Source organism: Streptomyces sp. CNT372 (genome assembly GCF_000377145.1).
Genome location: NZ_KB897791.1, coordinates 1 through 19,337, shown reverse-complemented (window position 1 = coordinate 19,337; position 19,337 = coordinate 1). Strand labels below are relative to the sequence as shown.

Annotated in this window: 17 protein-coding genes, 1 rRNA gene, 1 pseudogene and 1 riboswitch; of the genes and pseudogenes, 5 read left to right on the top strand and 14 right to left on the bottom strand. The window is 71.1% G+C overall.

Annotation, left to right across the window (positions count from 1 at the left end):
• Nucleotides 1-9: 9 nt before the first annotated feature.
• Nucleotides 10-789 carry a CPBP family glutamic-type intramembrane protease gene (locus C593_RS0125690; RefSeq protein ID WP_018850198.1) on the bottom strand — a complete coding sequence of 260 codons (780 nt, stop codon included), beginning with the start codon at nt 787-789 and terminating at the stop codon, nt 10-12.
• A gap of 411 nt (nt 790-1,200) precedes the next feature.
• Here C593_RS0125690 and C593_RS33120 point away from each other — a divergent pair, with 411 nt between their 5' ends.
• Together C593_RS33120 and C593_RS0125680 are read left to right on the top strand one after the other, a co-directional pair.
• Nucleotides 1,201-1,365, top strand: a complete 165-nt coding sequence (locus C593_RS33120) for a hypothetical protein (RefSeq protein ID WP_018850197.1) — start codon at nt 1,201-1,203, stop codon at nt 1,363-1,365.
• Nucleotides 1,366-1,433: 68 nt separating this feature from the next.
• Nucleotides 1,434-1,676 (top strand): hypothetical protein, encoded by a 243-nt coding sequence (locus tag C593_RS0125680; protein WP_018850196.1) that lies wholly within the window; start codon nt 1,434-1,436, stop codon nt 1,674-1,676.
• A 150-nt stretch (nt 1,677-1,826) separates the two neighbouring features.
• Here the strand turns inward: C593_RS0125680 and C593_RS0125675 are convergent, their stop codons facing one another.
• Nucleotides 1,827-3,353, bottom strand: a complete 1,527-nt coding sequence (locus C593_RS0125675; RefSeq protein ID WP_018850195.1) for a glutamate-cysteine ligase family protein — start codon at nt 3,351-3,353, stop codon at nt 1,827-1,829.
• 486 nt (nt 3,354-3,839) lie between these two features.
• Between C593_RS0125675 and C593_RS0125670 the strand changes: the two genes are divergently transcribed.
• Entirely contained in the window at nt 3,840-4,430 is a 591-nt protein-coding gene (locus tag C593_RS0125670; RefSeq protein WP_018850194.1) for a hypothetical protein, read from the top strand.
• A 356-nt stretch (nt 4,431-4,786) separates the two neighbouring features.
• Nucleotides 4,787-4,993 carry a DUF5999 family protein gene (locus C593_RS0125665; protein ID WP_018850193.1) on the top strand — a complete coding sequence of 69 codons (207 nt, stop codon included), beginning with the start codon at nt 4,787-4,789 and terminating at the stop codon, nt 4,991-4,993.
• 152 nt (nt 4,994-5,145) lie between these two features.
• On the opposite strand, the gene gcvP is transcribed toward C593_RS0125665, so the two are convergent.
• On the bottom strand, nt 5,146-8,031 hold the full coding sequence (gcvP, locus tag C593_RS0125660) for an aminomethyl-transferring glycine dehydrogenase (RefSeq protein WP_018850192.1): 2,886 nt from the start codon (nt 8,029-8,031) through the stop codon (nt 5,146-5,148).
• 180 nt (nt 8,032-8,211) lie between these two features.
• A riboswitch (glycine riboswitch) is annotated at nt 8,212-8,311 on the bottom strand.
• A 109-nt stretch (nt 8,312-8,420) separates the two neighbouring features.
• Between gcvP and C593_RS0125655 the strand changes: the two genes are divergently transcribed.
• Nucleotides 8,421-8,798, top strand: coding sequence for a PRC-barrel domain-containing protein (locus C593_RS0125655; protein ID WP_018850191.1), 378 nt, complete (start codon nt 8,421-8,423; stop codon nt 8,796-8,798).
• Here the strand turns inward: C593_RS0125655 and C593_RS30515 are convergent.
• From C593_RS30515 to rrf, 11 genes and pseudogenes are all read right to left on the bottom strand, one after another.
• Nucleotides 8,714-10,202, bottom strand: a pseudogene (locus C593_RS30515) (DNA polymerase IV). The gene C593_RS0125655 and the pseudogene C593_RS30515 overlap by 85 nt on opposite strands.
• 106 nt (nt 10,203-10,308) lie before the next feature.
• Nucleotides 10,309-10,905, bottom strand: coding sequence for a MerR family transcriptional regulator (locus C593_RS0125645; protein WP_078521906.1), 597 nt, complete (start codon nt 10,903-10,905; stop codon nt 10,309-10,311).
• Between the two features lie 273 nt (nt 10,906-11,178).
• Nucleotides 11,179-11,652: a bifunctional nuclease family protein gene (locus tag C593_RS0125640; protein ID WP_018850189.1), complete on the bottom strand. Its 474-nt coding sequence runs from the start codon at nt 11,650-11,652 to the stop codon at nt 11,179-11,181.
• Nucleotides 11,653-11,704: 52 nt separating this feature from the next.
• On the bottom strand, nt 11,705-12,439 hold the full coding sequence (ftsR, locus tag C593_RS0125635) for a transcriptional regulator FtsR (RefSeq protein WP_018850188.1): 735 nt from the start codon (nt 12,437-12,439) through the stop codon (nt 11,705-11,707).
• 44 nt (nt 12,440-12,483) lie between these two features.
• Nucleotides 12,484-13,440 carry a double zinc ribbon and FHA domain-containing protein gene (locus tag C593_RS32065; RefSeq protein ID WP_078521919.1) on the bottom strand — a complete coding sequence of 319 codons (957 nt, stop codon included), beginning with the start codon at nt 13,438-13,440 and terminating at the stop codon, nt 12,484-12,486.
• A gap of 61 nt (nt 13,441-13,501) precedes the next feature.
• Nucleotides 13,502-14,350, bottom strand: a complete 849-nt coding sequence (locus C593_RS0125625) for a DUF881 domain-containing protein (protein ID WP_018850186.1) — start codon at nt 14,348-14,350, stop codon at nt 13,502-13,504.
• A 5-nt stretch (nt 14,351-14,355) separates the two neighbouring features.
• Nucleotides 14,356-14,688: a small basic family protein gene (locus tag C593_RS0125620; protein WP_003970459.1), complete on the bottom strand. Its 333-nt coding sequence runs from the start codon at nt 14,686-14,688 to the stop codon at nt 14,356-14,358.
• Nucleotides 14,685-15,611: a DUF881 domain-containing protein gene (locus C593_RS0125615; RefSeq protein ID WP_078521904.1), complete on the bottom strand. Its 927-nt coding sequence runs from the start codon at nt 15,609-15,611 to the stop codon at nt 14,685-14,687. The genes C593_RS0125620 and C593_RS0125615 overlap by 4 nt, the downstream gene beginning before the upstream one ends.
• A gap of 102 nt (nt 15,612-15,713) precedes the next feature.
• On the bottom strand, nt 15,714-18,209 hold the full coding sequence (locus C593_RS0125610; protein WP_018850184.1) for a mannose-1-phosphate guanyltransferase: 2,496 nt from the start codon (nt 18,207-18,209) through the stop codon (nt 15,714-15,716).
• Between the two features lie 112 nt (nt 18,210-18,321).
• Nucleotides 18,322-18,930 (bottom strand): cardiolipin synthase ClsA, encoded by a 609-nt coding sequence (clsA, locus tag C593_RS0125605; protein WP_018850183.1) that lies wholly within the window; start codon nt 18,928-18,930, stop codon nt 18,322-18,324.
• A 169-nt stretch (nt 18,931-19,099) separates the two neighbouring features.
• Nucleotides 19,100-19,216: ribosomal RNA gene (gene rrf / locus C593_RS0125600) — 5S ribosomal RNA — on the bottom strand.
• Nucleotides 19,217-19,337: the final 121 nt, after the last annotated feature.

The following is a 19,337-nucleotide window of genomic DNA, read 5'->3' as shown; positions in this document are numbered from 1 at the left end:
CCCCGCGCGCTACGGCGTCGGCAGCCAGTCCACCCGACCCGCGAGCAGCCCGTACCCCACGAACGCCACGATGTCGAGCAGCGCGTGCGCCGCCACCAGTGGCCCGACCCTGCCCCACCGCCGGTACAGGAGCACGAAGACGACTCCCATCACCATGTTCCCGATGAACCCGCCGATCCCCTGGTAGAGGTGGTACGTGCCGCGCAGCACCGAACTGGCCGCCAGCGCGGCCATCGGCGACCAGCCCAACTGGTCGAGCCTGCGCAGCAGATAGCCGACCACGATCACCTCCTCGACCACCGAGTTCTGCACGGCGGACAGGATCAGCACCGGGTACTTCCACCACACGTCCGGCAGCGACTCCGGAACGACGGTGAGGTTGAAACCCGTTGCCCGCGCGACGAGGTAGAACGCCAGGCCCGCGCTGCCGATACCGGCCGCGACGACCGTCCCCCGCCCCAGATCCGACCACGGCCGCCTGAGGTCGAAGCCGATGACGCCGACCCCAGCCCGCTCCCGGATCAGCAGATGCGCGACGAGCGCGACCGGCACCAGCGCCGTGGCCACGCCGAACAGCTGCCAGGCGAGATCGAGCCAGGGACGGCCGGGCGCGTAGGAGCTGTTGAGGTTGGCCGCCTGGTCCTTGAGGCCACCTGGCCTGGTCAGCGCCCCGGTAAAGCTGATCAGCGAGGACACCGCGCTGGCACCCAGCGACAGGGCGAGGACGAGCAGCAGCTCGGACCGCAGGATCCTCCGCGGCAGCACCTCCCCGGGCAAGGAACCGGCCACGCCTTGGGCCTCCGTCTGCACACCAGCCTCCCGTTCGGTAATCCGCCCTCGTATACGTGCCGACCCCGCCAGGGTCTCGACAGCACCTACGAAGATCGCGCGCGACAGGCCGGGGGTCCCGCGTCATCCCGCTGATGACGCGGGTCCCTTTCCTCGCAGACCGCACAAGGAGGGGCACCACCGCATGGGACGTCTCAGCTTGCCCGATGCCGCGACGCCCGGCGGAGCCGGGCCCCGGACACACTCGTCGACGGGACCGGACTGACCACCGACGAGGGCCGTGCCGCGACGCGTTTCGCCGCTCTGCTCGGGGAGCCGCCGGCGCGGCGCGCGCCCCGGAGCGTGCGCAGCTCCGGCCGCCCGACCAGGCGGCGGGCGCTGACCAATTCGCCCGGAGGAGGAGATCGTGCTGTGGGAGTTCGCCACCAGCCCGGACGGCGAGAAGGACTACCGGGAACCGTCGCGACCCGCGGTGCCGGCCACCAGGTCGGCGACCCCGCCGAAATCGAGTCCGTGATCCTCCAGGCGGTCATGACGGTGGCCGAGAAGGAACGCGCGGCCCAGGGCGGCCAGTGAGCCCCGGCTCCTGTGCGTCGGGCGGGTGACCGGGCGTGCCGACCTCGTCGTACGCTCGTTACCCGGGCATGAAGAAGATCATCGCCCTCGCCGCGCTGGCCCTCGCCGGCGCCTCCGTCGCCACTCCCGCGCACGCCGACGACGACGACTCGAACTTCGGTGGCGGCGTCAACGCCGCGAACAACTGGGACTTCACCGCCGCCGCCGTGTGCCTGCAGGAAGTCGCCGTCGTCCCCGTCACGGGCGACTGGGTCGGCGACCACGCCAACAACTGCTCCAACGGCCACGTCGTCGATCACTCGGGCCGCTAGGCATACGCGTCACGCGGCGGCCGCCGGTCCGCGCACCGGCGGCCGCCTCCGCATCCTCGGCACAGCCGTCGATCACCTGGTGCGGTGACGGCCCACCGCCGTCACCAGGCCCCCCGGCGGCCCCACCGGTCCCGCCCCGCCCGCCGGGCGTCAGCCCGCGGCCGCCCGGCCGCTCTGCCCCGGGAACCCGACGGGCCAGGTGTGGACCGGCTCGCCCTCCCGCATCAGCTCCGTGTACCGCCGGGTGGTGGCCGCGAGCGCCGCCTCCCGTTCCAGCCCGGCCTCCACCGCGCGGTGGAAGGTGTCCGCCTGCCAGGAGGCCCCGTTCACCCGGCGCTTGCAGCGCTGCTCGATGACCCCGAGATAGCGGTCCCGGTCGGCCGGTTCGATGTTCCAGGCGTCCAGGCCCGCCGCCGCGAGCGGCAGCAGTTCGTCGCGGACCAGCTTGACGACCGGGACGGTGGTGAACCCGCCGCCCCGGCCCGGTCGGGGCCACAGGATCTCGGCGTCGATCCCGTGGCGGCAGGCGTTCTCGAAGTTCTCGTGCGCGGCCTCGAACGGCAGTCTGGTCCACACGGGCCGCGCCTCCTCGGCGAGGGCGCGCACCAGACCGTAGTAGAAGGCGGCGTTGGCGATGACGTCGGTGACCGTGGGACCGGCCGGCAGGACCCGGTTCTCCACCCGGAGGTGCGGGACGCCGTCCACGACGCCGTACACCGGCCGGTTCCAGCGGTAGACCGTGCCGTTGAGCAGGACGAGTTCCTTGAGCTGCGGCACTCCCCCGTCGTCCAGGACCCGCAGCGGGTCCTCGTCGTCGCAGATGGGCAGCAGCGCGGGGAAGTAGCGCAGGTTCTCCTCGAAGAGGTCGTGGGCCGAGTCGATCCAGCGCTCGCCGAACCAGGTCCGCGGGCGCACACCCTGCGCCTGGAGTTCGGGCGGCCGGGTGTCGGTGGCCTGCTGGAAGAGCGGCGGACGGGACTCGCGCCACAGCTCCCTGCCGAACAGGAAGGGCGAGTTCGCCCCGACGGCGACCTGGACGGCGGCCACCGCCTGGGCCGCGTTCCACACATCGGCGAAACGGTTGGGCGTGACCTGGAGGTGCAGCTGCACGGAGGTGCAGGCCGCTTCGGGCGCGATGGAGGAGGAGGTGGCCGTCAGCCGCTCGACACCGGCGATGTCGAGGGTGAAGTCCTCCCCGCGCGCGGCCACGATCTGGTCGTTGAGCAGCGTGTAGCGGTCCACGTCGGAGAGGTTCGCGGTGACCAGGTCGTGCTGCGTCAGGGTCGGCAGGATTCCGATCATCACAATCCCGGCGCCGGCCTCCCCGGCTTTCCGGTCGGCATAGGCGAGACCGGTCCGCATCTCCTCAGCGAGCTGGTCGAGCACATGCCCGTCCAACCGGTGCGGAACGATGTTCACTTCGAGATTGAACATCCCGAGCTCGGTCTGGAAATCCGGACTGGCGATACGGGAGAGCACCTCGGCATTCATCATCCGCGGCATTCCGTCCGTACCCGCGAGATTCAGCTCTATCTCCAGCCCCATGAGATTCCTGGGCCGGTCGAACCGCTTCTCCGCCAGGAGCCTGTCCAGCGCCTGCAGGCACTGCTGCACCTTGCGCCGGTACCGCTGCCGATCGGACAGGTCGAATCCGCCTGCCACGACCTTCTCCCCCATCGGGCGTCCTCCTCGCTCGGGCGACCACACGGCGGGGCCGCCCGTGTCACGGACGATAATGCCCAGACTCTTTGATCCGTAACGTCCCGGAGCCCGACCCGCTCCGGATAGGCTGGAGTCAGTACCCACGGGGCACATTCATCCGGTATCTTCCCCCGGCCGGAGCCGGTGGCATTTTCCGGGTGCCGGTGGTGAGAATCACCGACCGGATTCGGCCGACCGCAGAATGAGAGAATCCGCAGGCCGAACGGGCGGCGACGGCGCGAGCGCCATGAAAAGCGCGATTCCGGAGGTCCGGTATTCGCCTTGCCGGAAATATGCGCGTCGGCTAACGGAAACACCGCGTGAACACAGGTCGTATAAACTCCCGAACGGGCCGACAGTCGGCGCCCGGCGGTCTTCCGGCCCCGCGCGGCCCCCCATGCCGACAGTGCCGTCCGCACCTCCCCCGCATCACCGTGTCTCCAGAGCGAGAGGCGACCCACCATGGCCCTCCATGTCCCCGCGGCCCCCGCGCCCGCCCTGCGCAGCGTTCTCACTGCACTCGGATCGCCCACGGCCGTCCGTGAGGCCCCGACCCCCGCTCTGCGGTCCGTCCAGGGACCGCTCGGCGCCGAACTGCCGCTGCCCGTCCATGTCCTGGACCGGGTGGTGCCCAGCGGCGGAGCCCCGGTCACGCGGCTCGCCGGCTGGCGGTTCCACATCCGCAGCGGCGGCCGCGCCGTGGCGGCCGCGGACACCGTACTGACGCCCGACGGCTGGGCGTTCTCCCACTTCTTCGAAGGGCCCTATCTCGCCTCCACCGAACTCGCCCTGCGCCAGGCCGAATCCGCGGGCGCCCACGGGCAGGCGCGGCTGCTGTCCGTCCCCGAGCTGTACATGCTCACCCTCTGGCTGCACGCGGACACCGGCGCCGACGCCGCCGCGGGCACCCTGCTGCCCACCGACGTCCTCGTCCCGCTGGCTCCCGCCCCGCCGGGAATCGCCCCGAACCGGCCGCACCCGGCCGCCGATCTGCTGCCGCTGATGAACCTGCGGCTCGGCCCGCGCCCCCTGCTGGACACTCCCGCCGCGTGACCCGGCGCGCGCCGCGCACCCGCACCACGACGCGCCCCGCACGACCCGCGCACGCACCCTGAACACCTCCTACGCCCCGCGACGGCACCGTCGCGGGGCGTATGCGCGTCCGAGGGGTGGCCCACACGGACTAGCCCCTTGGTGTCATGCCGAACCCCCCGAATTGACGGGCGGGTTGGGCTGAACCGCCCTGGCGGGTGATGCGTCATGAATCAGTAGGAAGAGCTGCTGTGAAATCCCTGCGGACAGACGTCCGGAGGGGAACACTGGGACCGGACCGACAGATACGGGGGGCGGCCATGAACAGCTCATCGAGCCGCAGGACACTCACCACATCGCAGCGAAAGAACCCATCCATGTGCCAGCACCAGCCAGCCTGCCCGACATCCGACTCCGCCGACCGTGAGGCGGCCCGCCTGGTGGCCCACCACCCGGAGCAGGGCTGGAGCCTGCTGTGCAACGGTGTCCTCCTCTTCGAGGACACTGGGGAACTGCTGCCGGACGGACAGATCATCGCCCCGCACCGGCCGCTCGGCGCCGGTCAGGTGGCGACCGCCGCGTAACCGTCCGGCGGGTGGCGCAGCGAGGGCCGGTACGGAGACTCACGCCTCCGCACCGGCCCCTGATGCGTTCCCGGCCCGGCCCGGGACCGGTCATACGCAGAGTCCGGTCACACGCCGGGCGCGGCACCCGGCCGGGCGCCGCGCCTCGTCCGTCAGGCGTCGTACTCGTCCAGCGGCGGGCAGGAGCAGACCAGGTTTCGGTCGCCGAAAGCGCCGTCGATCCGGCGGACCGGCGGCCAGTACTTGTCGGCGGCGCTCACCCCGGCCGGGAAGACGGCCTCGTTGCGCCCGTACGCGTGCTCCCACTCCCCGCCGAGCGCGGCAGCGGTGTGCGGGGCGTTGACCAGCGGGTTGTCGTCGGCGGGCCAGACCCCGGTGGCGACCTTCTCGATCTCGGCACGGATCGCGATCATCGTGTCGCAGAAACGGTCCAGCTCCGCCAGGTCCTCGCTCTCGGTGGGCTCGATCATCAGCGTGCCGGCCACCGGGAAGGACATCGTCGGCGCGTGGAAGCCGTAGTCGATCAGGCGCTTGGCGATGTCGTCGACGCTGACGCCGGTCGCCTTCGACAGCGGGCGCAGGTCGATGATGCACTCGTGCGCGACCAGCCCGCCCGGGCCCGTGTAGAGCACCGGGTAGTGCGGCTCCAGGCGCTTGGCCACGTAGTTCGCGGCCAGCACGGCGACCTGGGTGGCCCGCTTCAGGCCCTCGCCGCCCATCAGACGGACGTAGGCCCAGGAGATCGGCAGGATGCCCGCGGAACCCCACGGCGCGGCCGAGATCGGCCCGACGCCGGTCTCGGGTCCGGCCGTCGGCTGGAGCGGGTGGTTCGGCAGGTACGGCGCCAGGTGGGCCCGGACACCGACCGGGCCGACACCGGGGCCGCCGCCGCCGTGCGGGATGCAGAAGGTCTTGTGCAGGTTCAGGTGGGAGACGTCGCCGCCGAACCGGCCCGGCTTGGCGAGGCCGACCAGCGCGTTGAGGTTGGCGCCGTCCACGTAGACCTGGCCGCCGGCGTCGTGCACCTGGGCGCAGATGTCGGCGACGTGCTCCTCGAACACGCCGTGCGTGGACGGGTAGGTGATCATCAGCACGGACAGCTCGTCGCGGTACTGCTCGATCTTGGCCCGCAGGTCCTCGACGTCGATCTCGCCGTCGTCGGACGTCTTGACGACCACGACCTTCATCCCGGCCATCACGGCGCTGGCGGCGTTGGTGCCGTGCGCGGAGGAGGGGATCAGGCAGACCGTGCGCTGCTCGTCGCCGTTGGCCCGGTGGTAGGCGCGGACCGCGAGCAGACCGGCCAGCTCGCCCTGGGAGCCGGCGTTCGGCTGGATGGAGACCTTGTCGTAGCCGGTGACCTCGGCGAGGCGCTCCTCCAGCTCGGTGATGAGCGTGAGGTAGCCGCCCGCCTGCTCGACCGGGGCGAAGGGGTGCATCTGGCCGAACTCGGGCCAGGTGACCGGCTCCATCTCGGTGGTCGCGTTCAGCTTCATGGTGCAGGAGCCGAGCGGGATCATGCCCCGGTCCAGCGCGTAGTCCCGGTCGGCGAGCCGGCGCAGGTAGCGCAGCATCGCGGTCTCGGAGCGGTACTGGTGGAAGACCGGATGGGTCAGGTAGTCGTCGGTGCGCCGCAGGGACGCGGGCAGCGCGTCGGCTCCGGCGGCGTCCAGGGCCTCCGCGTCGGCCTCCACGCCGAAGGCGGCCCACACGGCGGCGAGCTGCGCCCGGCCGGTGGTCTCGTCGCAGGCGGCGGAGACGTGGTCGGCGTCGACCCGGCGCAGGTTGACGCCGTTCTCGCGGGCGGCGGCGACCACGTCGTCGGCCCGGCCCGGCACCCGCAGGGTGATCGTGTCGAAGAAGCTGTCGTGGACGACCTCGACACCGCCCGCCCGCAGGCCGTCCGCGAGGACGGTCGCGTAGCGGTGGGTGCGCTCGGCCACGGCCCGCAGGCCCTCCGGGCCGTGGTAGACCGCGTACATGCCGGCCATCACGGCGAGCAGGACCTGCGCGGTGCAGATGTTGCTGGTGGCCTTCTCGCGGCGGATGTGCTGCTCACGGGTCTGGAGCGCGAGGCGGTACGCCTTGTTGCCGTCCGCGTCCACGGAGACGCCGACCAGGCGGCCGGGGAGGGAGCGGGCGTAGGTGTCGCGCACGGCCATGAAGCCGGCGTGCGGGCCGCCGAAGCCCATGGGGACGCCGAAGCGCTGGGTGGTGCCGACGGCGATGTCCGCGCCCAGCTCGCCGGGCGGGGTGAGCAGGGTGAGGGCCAGCAGGTCGGCGGCGACGGTGACGACCGCGCCCAGCTCGTGGGCCCGGTCGACGAGCGGCTTGAGGTCCCGCACCGCGCCGGAGGCGCCCGGGTACTGGAGGAGCACGCCGAAGACACCGCGCTCGGCGATCTCGGCGGGGATGCCCTCGGACAGGTCGGCGACGACGACCTCGACCCCGGTGGGCTCGGCGCGCGTCTCGATCACGGCGATCGTCTGCGGCAGGGTGTCGGCGTCGACGAGGAAGACGCCCTTCTTGACCTTGCCCACGCGCCGGGCGAGGGCCATGGCCTCGGCGGCGGCGGTGCCCTCGTCCAGCAGGGACGCGCCGGAGGTGGGCAGCCCGGTGAGGTCGGCGACGACGGTCTGGAAGTTGAGCAGCGCCTCCAGCCGGCCCTGCGAGATCTCCGGCTGGTACGGCGTGTACGCGGTGTACCAGGCGGGGTTCTCCATGACGTTCCGCAGGATGACCGGCGGGGTGAAGGTGCCGTAGTAGCCGAGGCCGATCATGGGCGCGAGGACGCGGTTGCGTTCGGCGAGTTCGCGCAGTTCGGCAAGGACCTCGGCCTCGCTGCGCGCCTCGGGAAGATCGAGCGCCTCGGCGCTCTTGATCACGTCCGGTACCGCGGCGCCGGTCAGCTCGTCGAGGGAGCCGAAGCCCACCTGCGCCAGCATCTTGGCCTGCGCGGCGGCGTCGGGCCCGATGTGGCGCCGCTCGAACGGGGTACCGCGCTCGAGCTCCGACAGCGGGATGCGGTTGACGGTCATGTGGGAGGCCTCCTGGTCTGGTAACGACCTGCGAGGGGCATCGCGACGCGGATGCCCGGACGGCCTCCCCCTCTGTCATCTCGACCTGAGAGCTTCACCGGGGCACGCGGAACGTGCTCCGGCTTTCACCGTCGGTGAGAGCGGATGCCGTCCGACGCCCGCTCTGCTTTCCAGAGTGACCTCGTCCGCGCGGTACAGGGGCCTGAGAGATTCCGGGGAGGATTTGCTCCTTCGGCGCCGCCGGCGGTGTTTCGCCGGTGGACTCTCCCGCGCGGGGTCAACAGCCGCTGCCAGGGTACCAGCGCCGCCCGCGGGTCCCCCGAGTGGCCGACACCCGGGATGTGGCCTTTCGTAGTGACAGGAGAGCAGTTGCGACCACTGGAGGGACCGTGCAGACCGACATCGATCCGCGCAGCCTGATCGGCCGCAAGGCGTTCGACCGCGACGGCAACAAGATCGGCACCGTCGACGAGGTGTACCTGGACGACGCCACCGGCGTCCCCGAGTGGGCCGCCGTCCGCACGGGCCTCTTCAGCAGGGACGCGTTCGTCCCCCTGGAACCGAGCGAGATCGTGGACAACGCGCTCCATGTCCCCTTCGAGCGCTCCCTGATCAAGGACGCCCCGGACTTCAGGGTGGGACGGCACCTCTCTCCCGAGCAGGAGCTCCAGCTCTACCACCACTACGGGCTCGATCTGGCCGCCCCGCCCCCCTCACCCGCCTCCGGCGACAGGTCCTTCGGCCGGGTCGCCGGCCAGGAGGACTGACCCGCCGCGGCACCCCTCGGGCCCGTCCGCGCCCACCAGCGGCAGCGGTTCGGACGGGGTCAGGTCCTCGTCGTCCACCCGGAAGGTGCGCACCCTGCCGGGCGGCGAGCCGGGCTGTTCGAAGCGGACGGTGACCCGGCCGACGCCGCTCCCCTGCACCCAGCCGGGCCCGTACACGACGTGCCGGACGTCCTGCCCGGCCGACCAGTGGCGTACGGGGTGCGGTTCCGCGGCGGCCTCCGCCCGGGGCCCCGGCCCCTCGGCGTCCGCCGCGGGCGTCTCCGCCTCCCCCGCAGGCTCCGGTGCGGCGGCTTCACCGGCCGCGGCGGCGGTGGCAGCCTGGGCGAACAGGTCCTCCTGGGTGTAGTCGGCGAGCCCCGTGACCCCGACGCCGAGCAGCCGCACCCCTCCCGTGGTGTCCACCGAATCCAGCAGCCGCCCGGCCGCCTCCCGCACCACCGCGGGGTCGTCGGTCGGGCCGCGCAGGGTCTCGGAGCGGGTCAGGGTGGAGAAGTCGTAGCGGCGGACCTTGAGCACGATGGTGCGCCCGGAGTGGCCGCCCGCCCGCAGCCGCTGGACGCACCGCTCGGCGAGCCGGCCGACCTCGGTGCGCACCCGTACCCGGTCGTGGAGATCGGTGTCGAAGGTGTCCTCCACGGAGACCGACTTGGCGTCCCGCTCGGCGACCACGGGCCGGTCGTCGTGCCCGAGGGCCATCCGGTACAGCGCGGTCCCGTGCGCCCGGCCGAGCAGCCGCACGAGCTCGTCCTCCCCGGCCTCGGCGAGGTGTGCCACGGTCGTCATCCCGGCCCGCCGCAGATGCTCCCCGGTGGCCGGGCCGACCCCGGGCAGCACCCGGACGCTCATCGGCGCGAGGCGGTCCCGTTCGGTCCCGGGCTCCATCAGCACCAGACCGTCGGGCTTGGCCTGCTCGGAGGCGATCTTGGCGAGCATCTTCGAGCCGGCCAGTCCGACCGAGCCGGTCAGTCCCGTCGCGGTGCGGATGTCCTCGCGCAGCCGGATGCCCGCCGCGCGTGCGGCGGCCGGGGTGGCGGGCGTGCCCCCGGCCTCCAGGTCGACGAAGGCCTCGTCGAGGCTGAGCGGCTCGACCAGCGGCGACAGACGCCCGAGGAGTTCCATCACCCGGTCGCTGACCGCGCGGTACAGCGTGAAGCGGGGGACGAGGTAGGCCGCGTTCGGCGCGAGGCGCCGGGCCTGGGCCATCGGCATCGCGGAGTGCACCCCGAAGCGCCGCGCCTCGTACGACGCGGTGGCGACCACACCCCGCGGGCCGAGGCCCCCGACGACCACGGGCTTGCCGCGCAACGAGGGCTTCGCCGCCTGCTCGGCTGCGGCGTAGAAGGCATCCATGTCCAGATGCAGGATCGTCGGCGCGGACCTCACACCACCGATGCTGCACCACGCCACTGACAGACGGCGCCGTATGCCGCCCCGGCGCGCTTGTGGCCCGGGGCCGGCGCCGCTGCCACGCCCGGACGGCGCGGTCCGGTCAGACGGCGCGGTCGCGCCGGCGCCGGGCCAGTTCGTCCGAGGGGTTGTTCCCGACCAGGGTCTCGCCGGTGTCCACGCGCTCACCGTGCAGCTGCGAGAGGGCCGTCTCCACGTCCCGCCGGACGACGCCCACGGCGATCCCGAAGACCCCCTGGCCGCCCTGGAGGAGCCCCACGACCTCGTCGGGCGAGGAGCACTCGTAGACCGTGGCGCCGTCGCTCATCAGCGTCATGCTCTCCAGGTCCCGGCCACGCTGCTGAAGATGCTGCACCGCCGCGCGGATGTTCTGGAGGGCGACGCCCGTGTCCAGGAAACGCTTGACGATCTTCAGGACGACGACGTCCCGGAAGCTGTAGAGCCGCTGTGTGCCCGAGCCGTAGGCGGCCCGCACGCTGGGCTCGACCAGCCCCGTGCGCGCCCAGTAGTCGAGCTGCCGGTAGGTGATGCCCGCCGCCGCGCACGCTGTCGGACCCCGGTAACCGATGGTGTCCGTCGGGGTGGCGGCGGCCGTGCCGCTGTGCAGCGGATACGGCCCGCCTTCCACCGGACTGATCCCGGGGCCGCCCCCAGCCGTACTGTCGCCGCTGCTTCTCACGCCGACCTCCGTCCTTGACCTGCCACCTCGAAGGTAGGGAGTCACCAGGGGCGCGTCAACGATCGCCACACTCGGCACGCCGAGTGATAATCACCCAGAGAGTGGTTTCTCGTGCCCCGTTACCGGGTACGGCTTACCGGATGCGCTGAACGCGACACACGATCATCACTACCTGTCGACGTTACCCACCGTTACCCGCCATCACCGTCACGACGGGTGATCACATCCCGCCGGAGGGGCCCTGCCGCACGGAGCGACCGGCGCGGGAGGCGGTCACTGGTTGCTGCTGCCGAAGTCCTCGGGGGAGATCTGGTCGAGGAACTCGCGGAACTTCTCCACCTCGTCCTCCTGCTCGTCGGGAATCGCGATCCCCGCGTCGTCCAGCACCCCGTCGCTGCCGTAGATCGGCGTCCCGGTGCGCAGGGCCAGAGCTATGGCGTCCGACGGGCGGGCACTGACCTCGACCCCGCTCGCGAAGACCAGCTCGGCATAGAAGACGCCCTCGCGCAGGTCCGTGATGCGGACCTCCGTGAGCTCCTGGCCCACGGCCTCAAGGACGTCCTTGAAGAGGTCGTGCGTCAGCGGCCTGGCAGGAGCCATGCCCTGCTGGGCGAAGGCGATAGCGGTCGCCTCACCGGGACCGATCCAGATGGGGAGGTACCGTTCGCCTCCCACTTCACGCAGGAGAACGATCGGCTGGTTCGAGGGCATTTCGACCCGGACACCCACAACGTCGAGCTCGTTCACACAGCAACCCTAGGACGTGCGTGAGGTGTTTGGGTAGTCGGGCCGGGCCCGGTCAGGTCGAACGGGTCCCCAGAGCGCTTCTCACCAGGGCCGCGTGCAGCCGCACGGAAAGCGCCGCCAGCTCCTTGGTGGTGGCCTCGGCATGGGCCCGGGTCTGCGGATTGCGATGCCGGCGCAGGGGGGCGACGACCTGTTCCACCAGGCCCGCGTCCCGTTCGGCGGAGGCTCGCATGGCGCGCAGATGACGCGGCTCCAGCCCGAACCGGCCGAGATCCGCGATCAGCCTGGCGACGGTGATCGCCTCGGTGTCGTAGGAGCCCTGCCCATCGGGCGTGACCAGGCCGTACGCCTCCCACTCGGCCAGCTCGCCCTCGGTGACCCCGGCGGCCGCCAGCAGCTCGGCACGGCCCAGCCTGCGGACCGTGGGCTCCTGCGCCCCCGGCTCCCAGCCGCCCTCGCCCGGGGAGCCCTGCGCGGGAAGCTGCACCTGTTCACCGCGCTCCAGGGCGTCGAGCTGCTCCCGGATGACCCGCAGGGGAAGGTAGTGGTCCCGCTGCATCCGCAGCACGAGCGCCAGCCGCTCCACGTCCTGCGGGCTGAACTTCCGGTACCCGGACGGCGACCGGCTGGGCTCGACGAGCCCCTCGGCCTCCAGGAACCGGATCTTGGAGATGGTCACCTCCGGGAACTCGTCCCGCAGGCGTGTCAGCACCGCTCCGATGCTCATCGGCCGGTCACCCGGTCCGGCGGTGCCGTGACCGGCACCGCCCGTCGGTGTGCGCAACATGGAACCTTCCCCTGGAGTGCCCCCGGGCATCGCCCGGGGGCGGGTCAGACGCCCCGCTGGCTCGCGTAGAACACCAGCCGGTACTTGCCGATCTGGACCTCGTCGCCGTTCGCGAGGACCACCGAGTCGATCCGCTCACGGTTGACGTAGGTGCCGTTGAGGCTGCCGACGTCGGAGACGGTGAAGCTGCCGTCCTGGCCGCGCCGGAACTCCACATGACGGCGGGAGACGGTCACGTCGTCCAGGAAGATGTCGCTCTGCGGGTGGCGCCCCGCCGTGGTCAGCTCGCCGTCGAGGAGGAAGCGGCTGCCCGAGTTGGGGCCGCGGCGCACCACGAGGAGGGCGGAGCCGAGCGGCAGCGCGTCCACCGCGGCCTGGGCCTCCGGGGACAGCGAGGGGAGGGCGGTCTGCCCCGTCACCTCGGAGTCGTACGCCTCGATGCCGGAGATGGAGATCGTCGAGGTGGTCTCCGAGGCACGCTCGGCGGGAGCTCCGCCGCGCAGCGGCGCACCGCAGTTGGAGCAGAACCGGCCGGCCTCGGTGTTCCGGTGGCCGCACCTCGTACAAACCGGCAAGCCCGCCATGGACGGATCCTCCTGCCGCGGCTGGCCCGCGTGCGGGTTGGTCGCATACGGGTCCTGGGCAAACCCTCCACCCGTACTTGATGGTTCCCCGAAACCTATGCGGCCGGCACCGGCAGGGTCAACAGCCGACGCGCCCGGTCCGCCCGGATTGTCGCCACCGGCGACCTCGTCGCGGAACAGCGGGCGCTCGCCGCCCTGCTCCTCGTTCTGACCGTGACGCGGAGCGCGGTGGCGGGCGTTGCCCTCCTCGCGCGCGCTCTTGCCGAACAACTTCCCAAACAACTTCACGGGCGTTTCCCCTTGACCGAAATAGACCCGCCCGTGGGGCAGGACGACCCATCCACGAACACACCTGCCGCCCCGGACACCCTCACAACGTCCGTGACCACCTGACAGTTTCCACCACGCACCGCCAATCCCGTGCGCCGCCCCCCTGCACTCTCCTGCCCTGGCCCGGAAGCCCCCATGTGCCCCCGCTTCACCTCGACGACGACCGAGCGTAGTCAGGCCGCTCCGCCGGTCGCAAGGCATCGACAATGATCTTCTCCGAACGAGCCACAGTAGCCGTGGCCTGCTCCTTCTCCAACGTCTGGACGACACCGCCCGGGATGTTCAGCGCCGGTTCCAGGTCCTGCGGCTTGCCGATGACCTTGAACGTGTACGGCGCGGAGATCCGCTTGCCGTCCACCTCCACCTCGCCCGCGCTGCCCGAGAAGTACGTGTCGGCAACCACCCGGATCCCGTTGACCTGGATCGCCTCGGCACCCGCCGCCCGCAGCTCCTGGATGGTGTCCAGCAGCATGTCCGGCTCGACCGCCGCCGCGGACCCGGCGATGGTGAGCGTGATCCCCGGGCCCTGCGCCGCGACCGTGCCCGCGAGGATGCCGAGCTGCTGCTCCTTCTGGAGTGTCTGCTTGCGCGCCTCCTCGGCCTGGTCCGAGCTGTTCTCCAGCTCGGTGCGCTGCTCCTCCAGTCGCTGCTTCTCGTCCTGGAGGCGCTGGGTGCGGTTGTCCAGCTCGTCCAGGATGCGCACCAGGTCCTCCTGCCGGGCGCCGCGCAGCGCGCTCTCCTCGCTGTTGGAGCGCACCTGGATCGCCAGGCCGAGCCCCAGAACGAACAGCAGCAGCGCCACGATGAGTTGGGCCCGGGTCACCCTCGGCGGCCACAGCGCCGCACCCAGCCGCTGGCGGCCGCTGGGGCCGTCCGGCTTCTCCTCCGGCGCGCCGGTGCCGGGCTCGTCCTCGGGCGGGGGCGCCATCGGCGGCAGCGGCTCGCGCTTCGGCTGGGCGGCACCGCCCTGCGGCAGGTCCTCGTTCTCGTTGGCCATGTGCGTCACGCCCGGAAGACATGGCGGCGGATGGCCGCCGCGTTGGAGAAGATCCTGATGCCCAGCACGACGACCACACCCGTCGACAGCTGGGCGCCGACGCCGAGTTTGTCGCCGAGGAAGACGATCAGCGCGGCCACGACCACGTTCGAGAGGAACGACACCACGAAGACCTTGTCCACGAAGATCCCGTCCAGCATGGCGCGCAGCCCGCCGAACACCGCGTCCAGGGCGGCCACGACCGCGATCGGCAGGTAGGGCTCGACCACGGCCGGCACCTCCGGCCGGACCAGCAGGCCGACCACGACTCCCACGACGAGGCCCAGTACGGCGATCACGATGCGTCCTTCTCTGTGTCGGCCGCCCCCGACCCGTCGCCGTCCCCGGCGCCGGCGGTCATCGGCTCTGCTGTACGTACGATCAGGCTCGGCGCGGCCGGCAGCCGTACCGTCTCCTCCTCCGAGAGACGGGTGCGGATGCCGTAGTCCTCCCGCAGCACGTCCAGGTACTGGCCGTCGACGCTGTCCCGGAAGGAGCTCGCGAGGTCCTTCGCGTCGCCCACCGCGAGCACGGTGTACGGCGGGACCAGCGGCCGGTTGTCGACCAGTATGGCGTCGCCCGCCGCGCGGATGGCCGACAGGGAGGTCAGGCGCTGCCCGTTGACGGCGATCGCCTCCGCGCCCGACTCCCACAGCCCGTTCACGACCCGCTGCATGTCGCGGTCGCGCACCCGCCCGGTGTCGGAGAAGCCACTGCTCTCACGGGGCCCGTCACCGCTCTGGTCGGTGCCCTTGGCGTCGTCGACGACGAGTTCGACGCCCGGGCCCTCGACCGGGGTGGCACCGGCCAGCAGGCCGACCAGGTCACCCCGCTCCCCGCCCACGTCGCTGAGGGCCTTGCGCTGGCGTTCCTGCACATCGTCGCGGAGGGACTCGACATCGCGCTGGAGGGCGTCCACCGCGCCGGTCTGCGCCTGGACGCGGTCGATCAGGTCCTCGCGTTCCTTGGCGAGCACCGGCGCCGAGATCCGCGCCTCGGCCGCCCCGACGGTGACGACGACGGCCGCCAGCACCAGGCCCGCGGCGAGGCCGAGCTTGGCCCGCAGGGTCCGTGGCAGGCCGCCGTTCTCTGCTCTGCGCGCGGCCGCCTCGGCGTATCCGTCGTCGAGACTGTGCTCCATGACGTTGGTCAGCAGCGACATGGACGCGTCGGGACGCGCAGGCGGAGAACCGGTGCTCCGAACGGGGGGCGGCTGCGACATGCCGCACATCGTCGCATGTCGCAGCCGCTACCGCCGAATGGCCCCATCGTTTCCGCACCGGCCCCGGAGCGCGGGCCGGTGCGGACGGCTGGCTCCGGTGCGTCAGTTCCCGGCGCTGTCCACCACGGCGGCCCACTCGTCGAGCAGGGCCTGTGCGGAGGCGTCGTCGGGGCCCTCGGCCCACAGATGGGTGACGGCCTCGGCGGGGTCGGGCAGGACCATCACCCAGCGCCCGTCGGCCTCCACCACCCGCACACCGTCGGTGGTGTCCACGTGCCGGTCCCCGGCGGCCTCCACGACCCGGCGCATCACCAGACCCTTGACCGCCCACGGCGTCGCCAGGTCCCGCTTGAGGACATGGGCGCGCGGGATGCGTGCGTCGATCTGGCTCAGCGTGAGCTGGGTCCGCGCCACGAGGCCGACGAGCCGTACGAAGGCCGCGGCACCGTCGAAGACCGAGCTGAACTCGGGGACGATGAACCCGCCGCGCCCGTCGCCGCCGAAGATGGTGGTGTCCTCGCGGCCGACCCTGGTGAGGTCGTCGGGTGAGGTCGTCGTCCACTCCACCTGGGTGCCGTGGTAGGCGGCCACCTGCTCGGCGATCCGCGTGGTGGTCACCGGCAGGGCCACCCGGCCGCTGCGCCGCTCGGCAGCGACGAGGTCCAGCAGCACCAGCAGGGCCCGGTCGTCCTCCACGATCCGGCCGCGCTCGTCCACCAGCGACAGGCGCTCGCCGACCGGGTCGAAGCGGACACCGAACGCGGCCCGCGCAGAGGCCACGATCTCCCCGAGCCGCACCAGCCCGGAGCGCCGCCCGTCCGCCGTCTCCGTCGGACGGGACTCGTCGAGGCCCGGGTTGATGGTCAGGGCGTCCACGCCGAGCCGGCCGAGCAGGCTCGGCAGAACCAGGCCCGCGCTGCCGTTGGACGCGTCGATGACGACCTTCAGCCCGGACTCGGCGATACCGGTGATGTCCACGTTCCGCAGCAGGGAGCCGGTGTACGAGTCGAAGACACTGGACGGGAAGTGCAGGTCACCGATCTCGCCGGGGAACGCGCGCCGGTACTCCTGCCGCGCGTACACCCGGTCCAGCTTGCGCTGTCCGCCGGCGGAGAGGTCGGCGCCGCGTTCGTCGAAGAACATGATGTCCACGGAGTCCGGGACGCCCGGAGAGGTGCGGATCATGATGCCGCCCGCGCTGCCCCGTGCGGTCTGCTGGCGCGCCACGGGCAGCGGCACGTTCTCCAGGTCGCGTACGTCGATCGCGCTCGCCTGCAGCGCGGAGATCACCGCCCGTTTGAGCGCCCGCGCACCACGGGAGTGGTCGCGCGCGGTGGTGACGGTGGCCCCCTTCTTGAGGGTGGTCGCATAGGCGCCGGCCAGTCTGACGACCACTTCGGGGGTGATCTCGACGTTGAGGATGCCGGTGACGCCCCGCGCCCCGAAGAGATGCGCCTGCCCGCGCGACTCCCAGATGACCGAGGTGTTGACGAACGCGCCGGCCTCGATCGTCTTGAACGGGTAGACCCGGACGTTGCCCTGGACGATCGACTCCTCGCCGATCAGGCACTCGTCACCGATGACCGCCCCGTCCTCGATCCGGGCCGCCCGCATGATGTCGGTGTTCTTCCCGATGACACAGCCGCGCAGATTGCTCTGCTGCCCCACGTAGACGTTGTCGTGCACCACGGCCCGGTGGAGGAACGCACCCGATTTCACGACCACGTTGGACCCGATCACGGTGTGCTCGCGGATCTCCGCACCGGGCTCGATCTTGGCGTAGTCACCGATGTACGCCGGTCCGCGCAGCACGGCGTCGGGGTGTACGTCGGCGCCCTCGGCAACCCAGACGCCCGGGGAGATCTCGAAGCCGTCGATGTCGACGTCGACCTTCCGCTCCAGGACGTCCGCCTGCGCCTTCACGTAGCTCTCGTGGGTGCCGACGTCCTCCCAGTAGCCCTCGGCGACATAGCCGAAGATCGGCTTGCCCTCCTTCATGAGCTGCGGGAACACATCGCCGGACCAGTCGACGGGAACGTCGGGCTCGACGTAGTCGAAGACCTCCGGCTCCATCACATAGATGCCGGTGTTCACGGTGTCCGAGAAGACCTGTCCCCAGGTGGGCTTCTCCAGGAACCGCTCGACCTTGCCCTCCTCGTCGACAATCGTGATGCCGAATTCAAGGGGGTTGGGCACACGTGTCAGGCATACGGTGACCAGAGCGCCCTTCTCCTTGTGAAAGGCGATGAGATCGGTCAGGTCGAAGTCGGTGAGAGCATCTCCGGAAATGACGAGAAAGGCGTCGTCCTTCAGCGCCTCCTCGGCATTCTTCACACTCCCCGCGGTGCCGAGTGGCTTCTCCTCATTGGCATAGGTGAGCTCCATTCCGAGCTCTTCGCCGTCACCGAAGTAGTTCCTGACGAGTGAGGCGAGAAACTGCACGGTGACCACGGTCTCGGTGAGCCCGTGCCGCTTGAGCAGCCGCAGCACATGCTCCATGATCGGCCGGTTGGCGACCGGCAGGAGAGGCTTGGGCATGCTCGAGGTCATGGGGCGAAGCCGGGTGCCTTCGCCACCAGCCATCACGACGGCCTTCATGTCGGAAGCGTCCTCCTTGAAGAGATGACGGTTGAGCCGACTTCACCCCTCCGGGGAACCCTGTGGTGGCATCCGTGGCCGGCGACTCTGCACGGCCACACGTCGACGGGGGTCAATCGGCCACTGGGTCCGCCTTGACGAGGCGGCGGACCTGGACCACATAGAGGATCCCTGCCCACCAATACAGAGTTGTACCCCATCCGGCGAACGCCCATCCGAAAATCGCCGCCAGTGACGCGAGCCAGCCCGTTCCGTCACTCAGGAGCAGCAGGGGGAAGGCATACATGAGGTTGAAGGTCGCGGCCTTCCCCAGGAAGTTGACCTGCGGGGGCGGATAACCGTGCCGGCGCAGGATCCCGACCATCACCAGGAGCATCAGTTCCCGGGCGAGAAGAGCGGCCGTCAGCCAGAGCGGAAGAATCTCGCGCCAGGTGAGACCGACGAGAGTCGACAGGATGTACAGCCGGTCCGCGGCGGGGTCGAGGATGCGCCCGAGACTGCTGATCTGGTTCCAGCGGCGGGCCAGCTTTCCATCGAGGTAGTCGCTGACGCCACTGAGCATCAGCACGAGCAGCGCCCAGCCGTCGGCCTTCGGCCCGCCGAACTCGGGCAGGAGGATGAGCCACAGGAACAGCGGCACGCCGAGAAGACGCGCCATGCTGAGAATGTTGGGGATGGTGAGCACCCGGTCCGTCTGAACGCGGGTCTCCTGGACCTCCACCCGAGGGCCTCCTGTGCGGAACTGTGTCGACGATGCTCCCCGACCTTACCCGCCGCCGGCCGAGGTCCCGGCACGGGGGTCCGGGGCAGGCCGGGCAGCCGGAGAACCGTCCGGGTCCGGAAATGCAGAAGGCCCCGGAACAAAGTTCCGGGGCCTTCTGACAAAAATTGTTCGGCGGTGTCCTACTCTCCCACAGGGTCCCCCCTGCAGTACCATCGGCGCTGAAAGGCTTAGCTTCCGGGTTCGGAATGTAACCGGGCGTTTCCCTAACGCTATGACCACCGAAACACTATGAAACTGTACGAACCAACCACCCGGCCAACAGTATTGGTGGTGTTCGTTGTTTCAGAACTAACACAGTGGACGCGAGCAACTGAGGACAAGCCCTCGGCCTATTAGTACCGGTC